This window comes from Streptomyces fumanus, assembly GCF_014655295.1.
GTDB lineage: Bacteria > Actinomycetota > Actinomycetes > Streptomycetales > Streptomycetaceae > Streptomyces > Streptomyces fumanus.
The window spans coordinates 1-15931 of the sequence record NZ_BNBI01000019.1 but is presented as its reverse complement, the minus strand read 5'-3'; the positions used below and the strand labels follow the sequence as shown (position 1 = coordinate 15931).

15 protein-coding genes are annotated in these 15931 nt (G+C 71.7%); 7 read left to right on the top strand and 8 right to left on the bottom strand.

Features of this window, described 5'->3' with window-relative positions:
- Nucleotides 1-42 precede the first annotated feature (42 nt).
- The gene (gene serB, locus IE316_RS31700) at nt 43-1266 is read right to left on the bottom strand and encodes a phosphoserine phosphatase SerB (RefSeq protein ID WP_190207984.1); all 1224 of its coding nucleotides are present in this window, start codon (nt 1264-1266) and stop codon (nt 43-45) included.
- Nucleotides 1267-1648: 382 nt separating this feature from the next.
- On the opposite strand from serB, the gene IE316_RS31695 reads away from it, so the two are divergent.
- Nucleotides 1649-4267 (top strand): FHA domain-containing protein, encoded by a 2619-nt coding sequence (locus IE316_RS31695; RefSeq protein ID WP_190207983.1) that lies wholly within the window; start codon nt 1649-1651, stop codon nt 4265-4267.
- Nucleotides 4268-4357: 90 nt separating this feature from the next.
- Here IE316_RS31695 and IE316_RS31690 read toward each other — a convergent pair whose 3' ends face one another.
- The 3 genes from IE316_RS31690 to IE316_RS31680 form a co-directional block, all read right to left on the bottom strand.
- A complete protein-coding gene (locus IE316_RS31690; RefSeq protein WP_190207982.1) occupies nt 4358-5089 on the bottom strand; it encodes a transglycosylase SLT domain-containing protein in 732 nt (243 codons plus the stop codon).
- Between the two features lie 300 nt (nt 5090-5389).
- The gene (locus IE316_RS31685) at nt 5390-6496 is read right to left on the bottom strand and encodes an S-adenosylmethionine:tRNA ribosyltransferase-isomerase (RefSeq protein WP_190207981.1); all 1107 of its coding nucleotides are present in this window, start codon (nt 6494-6496) and stop codon (nt 5390-5392) included.
- Nucleotides 6493-7188, bottom strand: coding sequence for an SDR family NAD(P)-dependent oxidoreductase (locus IE316_RS31680; RefSeq protein WP_190207980.1), 696 nt, complete (start codon nt 7186-7188; stop codon nt 6493-6495). Before IE316_RS31680 ends, IE316_RS31685 begins: the two co-directional genes overlap by 4 nt.
- A 215-nt stretch (nt 7189-7403) precedes the next feature.
- On the opposite strand from IE316_RS31680, the gene IE316_RS31675 reads away from it, so the two are divergent.
- Both IE316_RS31675 and IE316_RS31670 read left to right on the top strand, forming a co-directional pair.
- Nucleotides 7404-8549: a GAF domain-containing sensor histidine kinase gene (locus IE316_RS31675; RefSeq protein ID WP_190207979.1), complete on the top strand. Its 1146-nt coding sequence runs from the start codon at nt 7404-7406 to the stop codon at nt 8547-8549.
- On the top strand, nt 8542-9198 hold the full coding sequence (locus IE316_RS31670) for a response regulator (protein ID WP_190207978.1): 657 nt from the start codon (nt 8542-8544) through the stop codon (nt 9196-9198). Before IE316_RS31675 ends, IE316_RS31670 begins: the two co-directional genes overlap by 8 nt.
- Nucleotides 9199-9357: 159 nt before the next feature.
- Here the strand turns inward: IE316_RS31670 and IE316_RS31665 are convergent, their stop codons facing one another.
- A complete protein-coding gene (locus tag IE316_RS31665; protein ID WP_190207977.1) occupies nt 9358-10137 on the bottom strand; it encodes an Rv1486c family protein in 780 nt (259 codons plus the stop codon).
- A 151-nt stretch (nt 10138-10288) separates the two neighbouring features.
- On the opposite strand from IE316_RS31665, the gene IE316_RS31660 reads away from it, so the two are divergent.
- From IE316_RS31660 to IE316_RS31650, 3 genes are all read left to right on the top strand, one after another.
- On the top strand, nt 10289-11086 hold the full coding sequence (locus IE316_RS31660) for an ABC transporter ATP-binding protein (protein ID WP_190207976.1): 798 nt from the start codon (nt 10289-10291) through the stop codon (nt 11084-11086).
- A 54-nt stretch (nt 11087-11140) separates the two neighbouring features.
- Nucleotides 11141-11572 carry an NfeD family protein gene (locus IE316_RS31655; RefSeq protein WP_190207975.1) on the top strand — a complete coding sequence of 144 codons (432 nt, stop codon included), beginning with the start codon at nt 11141-11143 and terminating at the stop codon, nt 11570-11572.
- A gap of 149 nt (nt 11573-11721) precedes the next feature.
- On the top strand, nt 11722-12675 hold the full coding sequence (locus tag IE316_RS31650) for an SPFH domain-containing protein (RefSeq protein WP_190207974.1): 954 nt from the start codon (nt 11722-11724) through the stop codon (nt 12673-12675).
- A gap of 104 nt (nt 12676-12779) precedes the next feature.
- Here the strand turns inward: IE316_RS31650 and IE316_RS31645 are convergent, their stop codons facing one another.
- From IE316_RS31645 to IE316_RS31635, 3 genes are all read right to left on the bottom strand, one after another.
- Nucleotides 12780-13286, bottom strand: a complete 507-nt coding sequence (locus IE316_RS31645; protein ID WP_190207973.1) for an HNH endonuclease — start codon at nt 13284-13286, stop codon at nt 12780-12782.
- Between the two features lie 146 nt (nt 13287-13432).
- Nucleotides 13433-13972 (bottom strand): YbhB/YbcL family Raf kinase inhibitor-like protein, encoded by a 540-nt coding sequence (locus IE316_RS31640; protein ID WP_190207972.1) that lies wholly within the window; start codon nt 13970-13972, stop codon nt 13433-13435.
- Nucleotides 13973-14012: 40 nt separating this feature from the next.
- On the bottom strand, nt 14013-14795 hold the full coding sequence (locus IE316_RS31635) for a sporulation protein (protein WP_190207971.1): 783 nt from the start codon (nt 14793-14795) through the stop codon (nt 14013-14015).
- Between the two features lie 150 nt (nt 14796-14945).
- Between IE316_RS31635 and IE316_RS31630 the strand changes: the two genes are divergently transcribed.
- Complete coding sequence (locus tag IE316_RS31630; protein WP_190207970.1) at nt 14946-15587, top strand: DNA-3-methyladenine glycosylase; 642 nt, start codon at nt 14946-14948, stop codon at nt 15585-15587.
- Nucleotides 15588-15931: the final 344 nt, after the last annotated feature.

Here is a 15931-nt window from a genome sequence, read left to right as displayed (position 1 = left end):
GGGCCGGCCCCCGGGCCCCGGCCTCCCGCCGTACCAGTACGCTCAGCGCTCCCCGTCGGCCCGCTCGTCGACGGTGTCGGCCGCCTCGACCTCCTCGCGGGTGATCCCCAGCAGATACAGGACGGTGTCCAGGAACGGCACGTTCACCGCGGTGTGCGCGGCCTGCCGGACGACCGGCTTGGCGTTGAAGGCGACGCCCAGACCGGCGGCATTCAGCATGTCCAGGTCATTGGCGCCGTCCCCGATCGCCACCGTCTGGGACAGCGGTACGCCCGCCTCCGCCGCGAACCGCCGCAGCAGCCGCGCCTTGCCCGCCCGGTCCACGATCTCCCCGGTGACCCGGCCGGTCAGCTTGCCGTCGACGATCTCCAGCGTGTTGGCCTGCGCGAAGTCCAGGCCCAGCCGCTCCTTCAGATCGTCGGTGACCTGGGTGAAGCCACCGGAGACGACCCCCACCTGGTAGCCGAGCCGCTTCAGCGTACGGATCAGGGTCCGGGCGCCCGGCGTCAGCCGCACCTCGCTGCGCACCTTGTCCACCACCGAGGCGTCCAGCCCCTCCAGCAGCGCCACGCGCGCGTGCAGCGACTGCTCGAAGTCCAGCTCCCCGCGCATCGCCGCCGCCGTCACCTCGGCGACCTCGGCCTCGCAGCCGGCGTGCGCCGCGAACAGCTCGATCACCTCGTCCTGGATGACCGTGGAGTCCACGTCCATCACCACCAGCCGCTGCGCCCTGCGGTGCAGCCCGGCGGCGACCACCGCGACATCGACGCCGAGGGCCGCCGCGTCCGTCACCAGCGCGGTGCGCAGCGGCTCGGTCTCCACCCCGGAGACCGCGAACTCCACCGCCGTCACCGGGTACTTCGCCAGCCGGAAGATGCGGTCGATGTTGCCGCCGGCCTTGGTGATCCGGGCGGTGATCGCCGCCGTCGCCTCCGCGGTGAGCGGATGGCCGAGCACGGTGACCAGGGAGCGGCCGAGCCCGCGCGGCCGGTTGTCGCCGAGCCCGGAGATGATCTCGGCCTGCATCTTCACCGACTCCGCCCAACTGTGGACGGTCGCCCGCAGATCGCCCTCCTGGCCCCGGGGCGGCGCGGTCACGAGCGCGCACAGCACCATCCGGCCACGGGTGACGACCTGCTCGATGTCGACCACGTCGAGGGAGTAGGCGGCGAGGGTGTCGAAGAGACCCGCCGTGATGCCCGGCCGGTCCTTGCCGAAGATCTTGACGAGAAGGGTGGGGACGTCAGAGGTCTGCGAAGCGCTCATGGTGCTCCCACGGTATCCGGCACCGAGTGCCTCGCGCGCCCGAGGTCCGCCTGGCGGACACGGGCCCCCGGGGGTCGCTTCCCGCGCTTCGGACACCGCGGGCCCGGCCGCGGCGGGAGCGCCGTCCACGTGCTCGCCCGCGCCGAGTGGCGCGATCCCGATGGCGGTACCCGCGTCCGCGCCGCCGGTCCGAACACCGCGACCCCACCGGCCGACGTGCCCGAACCACCCGCCCCGAGGGCCACGACGGCCGCCGGTCCGGTCCGCGCAAGGCCCGACTTTCGGTCAGGCGGCCGAGCCTGAAATAGTGCCCCCCGATGTTCGACATCCTTGGACTCCCCGCGACGGGGGCATATCGGGGGACGATTCAGTGGGGCATGGAGTGCAGGAACTCGTACTGGAAGCAAACGGACGTACCTGGACACTGGACCCTTCCAGGTCCTACGCGCTGGGACGCGATCCGCAGGGGGACATCGTGTTCGAGGACGCCAGGGTCTCCTGGCGGCACGCCACGATCGCGTTCGACGGCCGCGGCTGGACCCTGGAGGACCACGGCAGCACCAACGGCACGTTCGTGGCCGGGCAGCGGCTGCAGCGGGTGGAGCTGGGCCCCGGTTCGGCCGTGCACCTGGGCAACGCCACCGACGGCCCGCTGCTGAACCTGTCCGGCGCGGTCGCCGCCGTGACCACACCGCAGGCACCGGCACAGCAGCCGTACACCGCCGACGCCACGGGCCCGGCCTGGGCCCAGAAGCCGCCCCAGGCCCCGCACCAGCAGGCCCCGCACCAGCAGGCACAGCCCCAGCAGCCCTTGGACCACCAGGCCAACTGGCAACAGCCGCAACCGCACCAGCAGTCGCGACCGCAGCCACACGTGCAGCCGCAGCACCACCAGGGCGCCGCACCCCAGCAGGCCGCCCCGCGGATTCCGCAGCAGCAGGGCCCCACCGCCGCCGCAGCCGCGCCGCCGGTGTACGGCGACCGCAGCCCGACCACGTTCCACCAGTTCTCGCTCGGCCGCGTCATGCGCATCGGCCGCGCCCTGGAGAACGACCTGGTCGTCTCCGACCTGCAAGTCTCCCGCAACCACGCGGAGTTCCACGCCACGCCCGACGGCCGGATGGAGATCCGCGACCTCGGCTCGCACAACGGCACGTACGTCAACGGCCAGCCGATACCCAAGGGCGGTTCCCAGCTCCTCGGCCCCGCCGACATCGTGGGCGTCGGCCACTCGACGTTCCGGATCGTCGGCGACCGCCTGGAGGAGTTCGTCGACACCGGCGAGGTCTCCTTCTCCGCCCGCCACCTGACCGTCACGGTCGACGGCGGCAAGCAGATCCTGAAGGACGTCTCCTTCGGCGTACCCGAGAAGTCGCTGATCGCGGTCATCGGTCCGTCCGGTTCCGGCAAGTCGACCCTGCTCAAGGCGCTCACCGGCTACCGCCCCGCCGACCAGGGCGAGGTGCTCTACGACAACCGGAACCTCTACAAGCAGTTCGCCGAGCTGCGCCAGCGCATCGGGCTGGTCCCGCAGGACGACATCCTGCACAAGGAACTGACCGTCAAGAAGGCTCTGAAGTACGCGGCCAAGCTGCGCTTCCCGGCCGACACCACCGCCGCCGAGCGCGAGGCGCGGATAGACGAGGTGCTGCGCGAGCTGAAGCTGGACATCCACAAGGAGAAGAAGGTCACCTCGCTCTCCGGCGGCCAGCGCAAGCGCGTCTCCGTCGCCCTGGAGCTGCTGACCAAGCCGTCGCTGATCTTCCTGGACGAGCCGACCAGCGGTCTGGACCCGGGCATGGACCGCGATGTCATGCAGTTGCTGCGCGGTCTCGCCGACGACGGCCGCACGGTCCTGGTCGTCACCCACTCCGTGGCGGAGCTGGCGATCTGCGACAAGCTCCTGGTGATGGCGCCCGGCGGCTCGGTCGCCTACTTCGGCCCGCCCGAGGAGGCGCTGAACTTCTTCGGCTACGACACCTGGGCCGATGTCTTCTCCGCCTTCGAGAACTACCGCGACTACGACTGGTCCGGGCGCTGGAAGGGCTCGCAGCACTACCAGATGTACGCGGCGGAGATCGACGCCGTCGCCCCGCAGTCCGTGCAGATGCCGCCGATGCAGGCGATGCGGCCGCCGAAGCCGCAGGGCTGGATGTCGCAGTTCACCACCCTGGTGCGCCGCTACACCTCGGTGATCGTCTCCGACAAGGGCTTCCTCGCCCTGATGGTGGTCCTGCCGGCCGTGCTCGGCGCGGTGAGCCTGCTCATCCACCCGGACAAGGGCCTGCTGCCCAACCCGGCCCACCCGGCGACGGGCAGGATCGTCCCGAACGGCACCGCCACCACCGTCCTGCTGATCCTCGCGGTCGGCGCCTGCTTCGCCGGCGCCGCCAACTCCGTCCGCGAGCTGATCAAGGAACGGGTGATCTACGAGCGGGAGCGCGCGACCGGCCTGTCGCGGTCGGCGTACCTGATGTCCAAGGTGTTCGTGCTCGGCATGATCACCGTGTTCCAGGGCCTGCTGGTCGGCGTGATCGGCTTCTCCAGCCGGGAGATCCCGGCGGAGGGCCTGATCCTGGGCAAGCTCACCCTGCTGGAGCTGTCACTGCCGATCATGGCGCTGGGCTTCACCTCGATGATGTTCGGCCTGATCATCTCGTCGCTGGTGAAGACCGCGGAGAAGACCATGCCGCTGCTGGTGATGTTCGCGATCATCCAGGTGGTCTTCACCGGCTGCCTCTTCGCGCTGAGCGGCACGGCCGGCGTCAACCAGTTCTCGTACCTGATGCCGTCGCGCTGGGCGGTCGGCGCCGCGGGCACCACGCTCGACTTCAACAAGGTCAGCCCGCCGGAGGACGGCGCGGGCACCGACCCGCTGTGGGAGCACACCGCCGGCGCCTGGAGCATGGACATGGCCGCCCTGATCGCCCTGGGCGTGGTCTGCGGCTTCTTCGTGGCCCGCTTCCTGCGCCGCCACGAACCCGAGGTCATGCGCAAGTGACGGCCGCCCGTACGGCCCCGAAGGGCGGCACCCCGCGAGAGGGTGCCGCCCTTCGGCGTGCGTGCGTACGGGAAGAGGTCCGCGCCGACCTCAGTACGCGCTGTTGACGTTGTCGATGGTGCCGTACTTGTCGGCCGCGTAGTTGGCGGCGGCGGTGATGTTGGCGACCGGGTCGTAGATGTTCCAGGACGTGCCGGCCACGTGGTACGCCTTGAAGGTCGGCGGGATCACCTGGAGCAGGCCCTTGGACGGGATGCCGTTGATGGCGTTGATGTCCCAGTCGTTGATGGCCTTCGGGTTGCCCGAGGACTCGCGCATGATGTTCTTGTGCAGGCCGTGGTAGGAGCCCGGGATGCCCTTGGCCTTCATGATGTCCAGGGCCTCGGTGATCCAGCCGTGCAGGTTGTCCGGGTAGCTCTTGGCGGCGACCTGCTTGGTCTGGGTGCGCGCGGCGGACCGGCTGGCGGCCTGCTCGGCGGCGCGCTCCTTGGCGGCCTTGGCGGCGGCCTGCTGCTTGGCCGCGGCGGTCTTCTTCTGCGCGGCCTCGGCGGCCGCCTGCTTCTTCGCCTCGATGGAGGCGACCTTCTCGCTCGCACCGGCGAGCTGGTCGGTCACGGACGCCTTGACGTCCTTGATCGGCTGCGAGCTGTACGCCACCTGGGCCGCCGGAGCGGCCTCGCTCGTGGTGGTCGTCTGGCCGCTGGCGGGCACTGCGGAGATCGCGAGGGCGGCGGCGCCCAGGGTGCCGACACCGGCGATGGCGATCTTGTGGGTGCGGGTCAGGGAACGACTATGACCACGGGTGAGGATGTTCTTCGGCATGGCGGGATAGACCTCTTCGAATAGCGCGGAGGTCGCTCTCGTCCGGTGGGGACAGTTGGTGCTTCCGGCACAAACGCCGCGGAAGGGATATCCACGGCGCTGAGCGACGAAGCCATTGTTAGCGGGCGCAAAATCGCCAGGCAAAGGTGTGACGTACGATCCCGGGTAGTGGATCAGGGGACGGCAAAACGGGGCAGACTGGACTGTCTGCCCCGCTCAAAAGGGACGAGTCGCTCTCCTACTCCCCTTCGTACGTGATGTGCGCCCTATGCGGGGGCTCACACGGGCCGGGTGCCGTTCTCACCGTCCGTTGCTGCCGCAATGCGCTGGGTGAGGGTCCGGCGGGAGGAGCAGGTGCACGTCCCCGAACTCGTGCCACAGATAGCGGCCCCGCACCGCCGCCGCGTACCCCCGGTCCACCGCCGCCCGGCCCGCGACCGCCTCCAGCATCAGCAGATGCGAGGCTTCCGGCTCGTGCAGCCCGGTCAGCAGCCCGTCCACCACCCGCACCCCGCGCTCCGGCGTCACCACCAGGTCCGTCCACCCCCGCCGGGCCCGCACCACCCCGTCCCGGTCCGCCGCCGACTCCACCGCCCGCACGGCCGTCGTCCCCACCGCCACCACCCGGCCGTCCCCGGCCCGCACCGCGTTGATCAGCCGCGCCGACGCCTCCGGCACCGCGAACCGCTCCGGATACGGCGGCTCGTGCACCTCCGCCGACGCCACCCCGGTATGCAGCCGCACCGGCGCGAACTGCACCCCCCGGCTCACCAGCTCCGCCACCAGACGCGCGGTGAACGGCCGCGCCGCGCTCGGCATCTCCGCACTGCCCGACCCGTCGGCGGACGGCAGCGCGAACACGGTCTGGTACACCTCCAGCGGCTGGTCCCGCTCGGTGTACGCGTACCGGATCGGCCGCCCGTACCGGCGCAGCGTCCCCACCACGTCCGCCTCGCCGTGCTCCGCCTCCGGGGTCGCCGACACCCTGGCCCACCACAGGCGCTCGCCCCGCGGGCTCAGCGGCTCCTCCAGCCGCAGCCGCAGCCCCCCGGGCAGCCGCACCCCTGTCTCCGCGCGCGTGCCCGTACGCGCGCGCGTGGTGCCGCGCCCGTCCGATTCGCGCAGCTCCACCGCCCACCGGCCGTCGTCGCCCCGGGTGGAGAAGTGCACCACCACGCGCGCGTGCCCGGTCCGTCCGTCGACCGCCGCGGGCAGCGTCGGCGACGTGTTCACCACGAGCAGGTCACCCGCCCGCAACAGGCGCGGCAGCTCGCGGAACGCGTGGTGCGACACCTCCTCGCCCCGCGACACCAGCAGCCGTACGGCGTCCCGGTCCAGCCCCGGACCCCGCTGCTCGACCGGCACCCGCGCCGACAACTCCTCCGGCACCCGCGTCCGCAGCCTCATCGCGCCTCCAGCAGCGCCGACGCCGTGTAGCGACCGCTGGCCGGCCGCTCGTCCAGCAACCGCAGGAACGCCGGCACCACCCCGGCCGGATCGGGCCGCGGCTCCCGGTCGTCCGGTACGGCCGCCGCGTACAGGTCGGTGGCCATGTCCCCGGGGTCGACCGCCCAGACCCGCAGCCCCGGCTCCTCCACCGCCAGCACCGCCGCCAGGTGGTCGAGCGCCGCCTTGGACGCCCCGTAACCGCCCCAGGTCTCGTACGCCTCCGCCGCCGCGTCCGAGCTGACCACCACCACCGTCCCCGCGCCGGACGCCCGCAGCAGCGGCAGCGCCTCCCGCACCAGCCCCAGCGCCGCCACCGCGTTCACCTCCAGCGCCCGCCGCAGCCCCTCCAGCGGCAGCTCCGCCAGGTGCACCAGCGGCTCCGCGCCCAGTGCGCTGGCGTTGCTCACCAGCAGGTCCACCCCGCCCAGTCGCCGCGCCGCCGCCACCAGCTCCGCCCGGTGCCCGGCGTCCGTGACATCCCCCGGCAGCGCCGTCACGCGCGTGCCGTACGACTCCAGCGCCGACGCCGCCGCCCGGAGCACCTCCGGCGTCCGCGCGTCCAGCACCAGATCCCAGTTGCGCCCGGCCAGGGCCCCGGCGAGCGCCCGCCCCAGCCCCTTCGAAGCCCCCGTGATGATCGCTACCGGCATGTGCCCCACGTCCCCTCGTCGTCCACGCCACCCGAACGGTGGGCCCTCACCGTAGGAACCGCCCCGCCCCACCCACCTCGGCCACCGGCCGCAACCCCCCGGGTCCCTTCGCCCTAGGCCGCCCGGACCCGACCTGCGCCCTAGGTCCCCCGGCCCAGGCCCCGCCCGTCACCGGGCCGATCCGCGCTGTCGTACCCCGCCGGTACCGTGAGGGCATGAGTCACGGCCCCCGGTCCGGCCTCGCCGCGGTGAGCACCGCGCTGCTGGCCATGAGCAGGCACCTGGAGGTGCGCGACGTCCTGAAGACGATCGTCGCCTCCGCCAGAGAGCTGCTCGACGCCCAGTACGCGGCCCTGGGCGTCCCCGACGACCACGGCGGCTTCGCCCAGTTCGTCGTCGACGGCGTCAGCGACGACCAGTGGCGGGCCATCGGCCCGCTGCCCCGCCAGCACGGCATCCTCGCCGCGATGCTCCACGAACCCGGCCCCCAGCGCCTCGCCGACGTCCGCAAGGACTCCCGCTTCGAGGGCTGGCCCTCGGCCCACCCGGAGCTGGCCGACTTCCTCGGCCTGCCCATCCGCGACGGCGACGAGGTCATCGGCGCCCTCTTCCTCGCCAACAAGAACTGCCCCAAGCCCGACGGCGGCTGCGGCTTCACCGCCGACGACGAGGAACTCCTCGGCATCCTCGCCCAGCACGCCGCGATCGCCCTCACCAACGCCCGCCTGTACGAGCGCAGCCGCGAACTGACCATCGCCGAGGAGCGCTCCCGGCTCGCCCACGAGCTGCACGACGCCGTCAGCCAGAAGCTGTTCTCGCTCCGCCTCACCGCCCAGGCCGCCGCGCGCCTGGTCGACCGCGACCCCGCCCGCGCCAAGGGCGAACTCCAGCAGGTCGCGGCCCTGGCCGCCGAGGCCGCCGACGAGCTGCGCGCCGCCGTCGTGGAGCTGCGGCCCGCCGCCCTGGACGAGGACGGCCTCGTCGCCACCCTCCGCACCCAGGTGCAGGTCCTCGACCGCGCCCACTCCGCGCGCGTGACCTTCACCGCCCACGGCGTCAAGGCACTGCCCGCCGCCCAGGAGGAGGCCCTGCTGCGGGTCGCCCAGGAGGCCCTGCACAACGCCCTGCGGCACTCCGGCGCGAAGGCCGTCGGCGTCACCCTGGAGCGGCGCGGCTCCGGTGCCGTCCTGCGGGTCAGCGACGACGGCACCGGCTTCGACCCCCGCCTGGTGCGCCGCGCGGGACGCCACCTCGGCCTGGTCTCCATGCGGGACCGGGCGAGCGGCGTCGGCGGCGCCCTGACCGTACGTTCGGCGCCCGGCGAGGGCACCGTGATCGAGATGGAGGTTCCCGGTGGCTGACGCGATCAGGGTGCTGCTCGTCGACGACCACCAGGTGGTCCGCCGCGGCCTGCGCACCTTCCTGGAGGTGCAGGACGACATCGAGGTCGTGGGCGAGGCCGCCGACGGCGCCGAGGGAGTCGCCCGCGCGCGGGAGCTGGCCCCGGACGTGATCCTCATGGACGTCAAGATGCCGGGCACGGACGGTGTCGAGGCCCTGCGCCGGCTCCGCGAACTCGACCACCCCGCGCGCGTGCTGGTCGTCACCAGCTTCACCGAGCAGCGCACGGTGGTCCCGGCCCTGCGCGCCGGCGCCGCCGGGTACGTCTACAAGGACATCGACCCCGACGCCCTCGCCGGCGCCATCCGCTCCGTGCACGCCGGGCACGTCCTGCTCCAGCCCGAGGTCGCCGACGCGCTGCTCGCCGCGGAAGGGCCCGGCTCCGGTCAGGGCCGCGCGGGCACCCTCACCGAACGGGAGCGCGAGGTACTGGCACTGATAGCGGACGGCCGCTCCAACCGGGAGATCGCCCGCGCCCTGGTCCTCTCCGAGAAGACGGTGAAGACCCACGTCTCCAACATCCTCATGAAACTGGACCTGTCCGACCGCACCCAGGCCGCCCTCTGGGCCGTCCGCCACACCACCCCGGAGGCTCCCCCTCCGACCTGAACCACACCTCCGCGCCGGCCCCCGCCAGCCCGCGGGCAGTCGTGCCGCAGGGCGGCAAGGGTGGGCGCTGGGGGTCCCCCCTCTGGGGGAGGCACCCCGCCACGCCGGGCCGCGCACCCCACACCCCCCCCGCACAGACACCGCACCGCCCTTACACCGTCACCGCCCCCGCTCCTCCACCACAGAGTTGTACGCCGCCACCTGCGCCCGCCGAGCCGTCCGCTCCACCGGCCGCAACGCCTGCGACCGCGCCGCCATCTCGGACGCGCTCACCGCACCCCCGTGCCCGTTCTCGTACGCCAGCGCCACCAGCATCCCCACCCGCTGCGCCAGCTCCAGCACCCGCACCGCCCGCGGCGGATACCCCGGCGCCAGCACCTCCCGCCCCGCCTCCGCCCGCGCCCGGTACGCCGCGACCGCCGCCTCCGCCACCGGCCCCGACCCGGCCACGTCCAGCCGCGTCAACACCTCCGTCGCCTCGCGCAGCGCCTCCGCCAGCTCCCGCTCCGCCTCCCCGAGCGAGGGCACGTCCGCCGGCGGCGCCTCCCGCACCGGCAGACAGTGCCAGACCACCTCCACGTGCACATCACCCTCGGGCCCGGCCTCGTACACCTCCGGCACCAGCCCCAGCGCCGCACCGTGGCAGAGCACCGCCTCCTCCGCGTCCAGCGCCCGCGCGTTGAACTCCGGCGGCCCGCTCAGCCCCAGCGGATGCCCCGGCGCCGGCAGCGCCACCCGCAGCCCGCTCGCCCCCAGGCCCCGCAGCCTCCCCAGCGCCAGCGTCAGACCGACCGGCGCCGACTCGCCGGGCAGCCCCGCCACCCGGTGCACCGCGTCCTCGCCGACGATCGCCAGCACCGCGTCGTCCGGCGAGACAAGTCCGGCAAGCAGGGCATTTCCCCAGGCGGCCAGGCGCCCTGCACGTGGTTCCGTGAGCATGCTCCCACCCTAAGGACCGGACCGATGGAATGGTGAAGGCGGCCGGTGGCGTAGATTTCCTAGAGGGCTGCGCCCACCGGCGCGGCGGACCGAGCCACAGGCGTACGCGACAGCCGAGACCGGCCACACTGCAAGGGGAGACAACGCGCTCATGAGCGATGTTCTGGAGCTTCAGGACGTATCCGTGGTCCGCGAGGGCCGGGCTCTGGTGGACCAGGTCTCCTGGTCGGTCAAGGAGGGCGAGCGCTGGGTGATCCTCGGCCCCAACGGCGCCGGCAAGACCACCCTCCTCAACGTCGCCTCCAGCTACCTCTACCCCAGCACCGGCACCGCCACCATCCTCGGCGAGACCCTCGGCAGGCCCGGCACCGACGTCTTCGACCTGCGCCCCCGCATCGGCATGGCCGGCCTCGCCATGGCCGACAAGCTCCCCAGGCGCCAGACCGTCCTGCAGACCGTGCTCACCGCCGCGTACGGCATGACCGCGACCTGGCGGGAGGACTACGAGGAGATCGACGAGCAGCGCGCCCGCGCCTTCCTCGACCGCCTCGGCATGTCCGAGTACCTGGACCGCCGGTTCGGCACCCTCTCCGAGGGCGAGCGCAAGCGCACCCTCATCGCCCGCGCCCTGATGAGCGACCCCGAACTGCTGCTCCTCGACGAGCCCGCCGCCGGCCTCGACCTCGGCGGCCGCGAGGACCTGGTACGCCGCCTCGGCCGCCTCGCCCGCGACCCGATCGCCCCCTCCATGATCATGGTGACCCACCATGTCGAGGAGATCGCCCCCGGCTTCACCCACGTCCTGATGATCCGTCAGGGCAAGGTGCTCGCCGCCGGCCCGCTGGAGCTGGAACTCACCTCCCGCAACCTCTCCCTCTGCTTCGGACTGCCCCTCGTCGTCGAGCAGATCGGCGACCGCTGGACCGCGCACGGCCTCCCGCTGTCCTGACCCGCCCCTTTCGCGCCCTGTCCCCACGGCGATGCGCGGTCCTACCATGACCATGTGAACGACATCGACGCATGGGTGTGGTGGCTCGTCGCCGCGGCAGCACTCGGTATCCCTCTCGTCGTGACCGCGATGCCCGAGTTCGGCATGTTCGCCGTGGGGGCCGTCGCCGCCGCGATCGCCTCCGGCTTCGGCGCCGGCGTCGTCGTCCAGGTCCTCGCCTTCGCCGTCGTCTCGGTCGCCCTCATCGCCGTCGTCCGCCCGATCGCCGCCCGGCACCGCGACCAGCGCCCCGAACTGGTCACCGGAGTCGAGGCGTTGAAGGGCAGACAGGCCGTCGTCCTGGAACGCGTGGACGGCTCCGGAGGCCGCATCAAACTCGCCGGAGAGATCTGGTCGGCCCGCGCACTCGACAACGGCCGCTCCTACGAACCAGGCCAGGAAGTGGACGTCGTGGACATCGAGGGCGCCACGGCGATCATCCTCTGACCCCGCACCACATGAGTGGGGGGAAGACCTCCCCAGGACAGGCGACGGTCTGTCAGACTCGACCAGCAAGATCCTCAACAGCCGTACAATGTGCACCAATTAAGGATCTGCCGAGAGCGCCGAGGCGGAGAAGGGTACGGGGAACGACCATGCAGCCGGTCATCATCGTCTTGATCATCCTGGTGGTGTTGGTCTTCATCGCCCTGATCAAGACGATCCAGGTCATCCCGCAGGCCAGCGCCGCGATCGTCGAGCGCTTCGGCCGCTACACGCGGACACTCAACGCGGGCCTCAACATCGTCGTCCCGTTCATCGACACCATCCGCAACCGCATCGACCTGCGGGAACAGGTCGTCCCGTTCCCGCCGCAGCCGGTGATCACCCAGGACAACCTGGTCGTCAACATCGACACGGTCATCTACTACCAGGTGACCGACGCCCGCGCCGCGACCTACGAGGTCGCCAGCTACATCCAGGCCATCGAGCAGCTCACCGTCACTACCCTGCGCAACATCATCGGCGGCATGGACCTGGAGCGCACCCTGACCTCCCGCGAGGAGATCAACGCGGCGCTGCGCGGCGTCCTCGACGAGGCCACCGGCAAGTGGGGCATCCGCGTCAACCGCGTCGAGCTGAAGGCGATCGAGCCGCCCACCTCCATCCAGGACTCGATGGAGAAGCAGATGCGCGCCGACCGCGACAAGCGCGCCGCGATCCTCCAGGCCGAGGGTGTACGGCAGTCCGAGATCCTGCGCGCCGAGGGCGAGAAGCAGTCCCAGATCCTGCGCGCCGAGGGTGAGGCCAAGGCCGCCGCCCTGCGCGCCGAGGGCGAGGCCCAGGCCATCCGTACGGTCTTCGAGTCCATTCACGCCGGCGACCCGGACCAGAAGCTGCTCTCCTACCAGTACCTCCAGATGCTGCCGAAGATCGCCGAGGGCGACGCCAACAAGCTCTGGATCGTCCCCAGCGAGATCGGCGACGCCCTCAAGGGCCTCTCCGGCGCCTTCGGCAACTTCGGCGGCGGCACCCCGGGCACCCCCGGCACCCCGGGCCCCGGCACCGTCCCCGCCCAGGAGCGCCGCGAGAAGCCGTCCATAGACTGAGCGGGCGCCCGAAGGGGCGCGGGGAACCGTGCGCGACGAGCCACGGGAACCCGCGCCCGAAGGCACCAGCCAAGCCCTCGAACCAAGCCCCTACGGCGAAGACCTCACGCCGCGTCCAGAGCCAGCCACTCGGGCAGCGCCGCGAAGTCCTCCCGCCCCAGCGCCAGCAGCATCGCATCGGCCGGCGTCGGCTCGAACGGCTGCCGCAGCAACGGCATCCCCGCCTGCTCCGGCGTCCGGTTCGCCTTGCGGTGGTTGTCCTCCGCGCAGGACGCCACCGTGTTCAGCCACGTGTCCTGCCCGCCCTGCGACCGCGGCACCACGTGGTCCACGGTCGTCGCCCGCCGCCCGCAGTACGCGCACCGGTGCCGGTCCCGCACCAGCACGCCCCGCCGCGACCACGGGGCACGTCTTCGGAACGGCACCCGTACGTACTGGCAGAGCCTGATCACCCGGGGCGCGGGTATGTCCACCGCGGCCCCGCGCATGCGCAGTTCGGGATGGGCCTGCTCGACGACGGCCTTGTCCTGGAGCACCAGAACGACGGCTCGGTTCAGTGTCACCGTCGACAACGGCTCGAAGCTCGCATTCAGCACCAGCGTGTCCCGCATGACCAGCCCACCTCCCGTGCACACCGGCCCACTCCCTGGCGGGCTTGGATCAACTCTGGCCGGGCACGCCGGGATGGACAACGAAATAAAAAGTGCCCGCCCCTGATCACTTCCAAGACCAGGGGCGGGCAAACGTTCCATGAACGTCAGTCTTCGGCGGGCACCTCGTACTCACCGATCAACTGCGCCCGGGCGATGGTGTGGAACCGCAGGTTGAAGCCGACGAACGCGGGGGTGGCCGTCGCGTCCGGGCCCAGCTTCTCCTGATCCACGGCGTACACCGTGAACACGTACCGGTGCGGCCCGTCCCCGGCGGGCGGCGCGGCCCCGCCGAAATCCTGGGTGCCGTAGTCGTTGCGCGCCTGCACGGCGCCCTCCGGCAGCCCCTCGAAGGTGCCGCTGCCCGCGCCCGCCGGCAGCTCGGTCACCGAGGCCGGGATGTCGAACACCACCCAGTGCCAGAACCCGCTGCCGGTCGGCGCGTCCGGGTCGTAGCAGGTCACCGCGAAGCTCTTGGTCTCCGGCGGGAAGCCCTCCCAGCGCAGGTGCGGCGAGGTGTTGCCCGCCGCGTAGACCTGGGCGTCCTTGAGGGTCGCCCCTTCCTGGACGTCCTCGCTCGTCACGGTGAAGGCTGGCACGGGCGGGTGGAAGTCATGGGGGAGCGGCCGCCGCTTGAGCTCGGTCACCTCGGTACCTCCTGATCGTTACGTGCAGTCGGAACCGAGCCTAGAACCAGTTCCGCTTGCTGCCGACCTCGGACAGCCACTGGTTGAGGTACGCCGCCCAGTCGGTCCCCTGGTAGTCGTGCAGCCCGACCGTGAACGACCGGAAGGTGTCGCTGCCCTCGCTGAACAGACCGGGCCGCTTGTCCATCTCCAGCACCACGTCCATCGCCTGCTCATCGGCGACGAAGCTCAGCTCGACCTGGTTCAGCCCCCGGTACTGCTGCGGCGGGAAGAACTCGATCTCCTGGTAGAACGGCAGCTTCTGCCGGGTACCCCGGATCACCCCGCGCTCCATGTCCGCGCTCTTGAACCGGAAGCCGAGCTGGATGAACGCGTCCAGGATCGCCTTCTGCGCCGGCAGCGGGTGCACGCTGATCGGGTCCAGGTCACCGGAGTCCACGGCCCGTGCGATCGCCAGCTCCGTGCTCACCCCGATGTGCATCCCGCGCAGCGACTGCCCGTCGATCGTCGTGATCGGCGTCTCCCAGGGGATCTCCAGCCCGAACGGCACCGCGTGCACGGCGTTCGCCTGCAGCTCGAAGGCACCCCCCAGACGCACCTTCGTGAACTCGATGTCCTGCTTGTACTCCTGGTCGCCGCTCTCCACCTCGACCTTGGCCTGCAGCCCGACCGACAGTCCCTCGATCTGCTGGTTGACGGACCCGCCCTGGATCCGCACCTCGCCCTGGACGACACCGCCCGGCACGACGTTGTCCTCGTTCAGCACCGTCTCCACCGAGGCCCCGCCGGCTCCCAGACTCGCGAGCAGCTTCTTGAACGCCATGTGTCTTCCCTCTCCCAGGCTTGACGGGTCCGGACCCTTGATCCCTACAAACGCGATACGGCCGCGGCCGGTTCCGCGCCCCTCACCCTGGCAAGGGGCCCACCCCCTGGCCACCCCCGCCCGAGCCGCACTGCGTTACGCTCGGACGGCATGATCGCGAGCCCCGACCGTACGCCCCTGCCCAGGAACTTCTTCGACCGGCCCATCCTGGAGGTGGCGCCCGACCTCCTCGGCCGCGTCCTGGTCCGCAGCACCCCGGACGGTCCGATCGCCCTCCGCCTGACAGAGGTGGAGGCGTACGACGGCCAGAACGACCCCGGCTCCCACGCCTACCGCGGGCGCACGCCCCGCAACGACGTGATGTTCGGTCCCCCCGGACACGTGTACGTCTACTTCACCTACGGCATGTGGTTCTGCATGAACCTGGTCTGCGGCCCCGAGGGCCGGGCGAGCGCCGTCCTGCTCCGGGCCGGCGAGATCGTCGAGGGCGCCGAACTGGCCCGCACCCGTCGACTCTCGGCCCGAAATGACAAGGAACTGGCCAAAGGCCCCGCCCGGCTGGCCACCGCCCTCGGCGTGGACCGGGCCCTCAACGGCACCGACGCCTGCGCCGCCGGCGACACCCCCTTGCGCATCCTGACCGGCACCCCCGTTCCCCGTGATCAGGTACGGAACGGTCCCCGCACCGGCGTGGCCGGCGAAGGAGGCGTCCACCCCTGGCGGTACTGGATCGCCGACGACCCGACGGTCAGCCCGTACCGCGCCCATGTGCCGCGGCGACGCCGGAGTTGACGCCGCGTCGCGCGCCGCGTAATGTGGCCCGAGCCGCTGAACCGGGTACGGCATTCGCCTGCAGCCGGAGCGGCCACCCACTACCTACGACTTCCCCTCGGCGGGGATGAATTCGGCGTGCTCGCATGCCCGAATTCGAACCCGCGGAAGCCCGATTATGAATCGGTCGGGGAATCGGCTAACGTAGTGAATGTCGAAAGGCCGCCGGGCGAAAGCCCAAAGCCTCACGGCAATCCCGCCGACAGGGAATCGGATCGGAAAAGGATCTGATAGAGTCGGAAACGCAAGACCGAAGGGAAGCGCCCGGAGGAAAGCCTGAGAGAGTCTCTCGGGTGAGTACAAAG

Coding starts and splice junctions, on each gene's coding strand:
- IE316_RS31635 (WP_190207971.1), bottom strand. CDS start 14,795: ATGGCGTTCAAGAAGCTGCTCGCGAGTCTGGGAGCCGGCGGGGCCTCG.
- IE316_RS31645 (WP_190207973.1), bottom strand. CDS start 13,286: ATGCGGGACACGCTGGTGCTGAATGCGAGCTTCGAGCCGTTGTCGACG.
- IE316_RS31665 (WP_190207977.1), bottom strand. CDS start 10,137: ATGCTCACGGAACCACGTGCAGGGCGCCTGGCCGCCTGGGGAAATGCC.
- IE316_RS31675 (WP_190207979.1), top strand. CDS start 7,404: ATGAGTCACGGCCCCCGGTCCGGCCTCGCCGCGGTGAGCACCGCGCTG.
- IE316_RS31650 (WP_190207974.1), top strand. CDS start 11,722: ATGCAGCCGGTCATCATCGTCTTGATCATCCTGGTGGTGTTGGTCTTC.
- IE316_RS31630 (WP_190207970.1), top strand. CDS start 14,946: ATGATCGCGAGCCCCGACCGTACGCCCCTGCCCAGGAACTTCTTCGAC.
- IE316_RS31685 (WP_190207981.1), bottom strand. CDS start 6,496: ATGAGGCTGCGGACGCGGGTGCCGGAGGAGTTGTCGGCGCGGGTGCCG.
- serB (WP_190207984.1), bottom strand. CDS start 1,266: ATGAGCGCTTCGCAGACCTCTGACGTCCCCACCCTTCTCGTCAAGATC.
- IE316_RS31660 (WP_190207976.1), top strand. CDS start 10,289: ATGAGCGATGTTCTGGAGCTTCAGGACGTATCCGTGGTCCGCGAGGGC.
- IE316_RS31690 (WP_190207982.1), bottom strand. CDS start 5,089: ATGCCGAAGAACATCCTCACCCGTGGTCATAGTCGTTCCCTGACCCGC.
- IE316_RS31680 (WP_190207980.1), bottom strand. CDS start 7,188: ATGCCGGTAGCGATCATCACGGGGGCTTCGAAGGGGCTGGGGCGGGCG.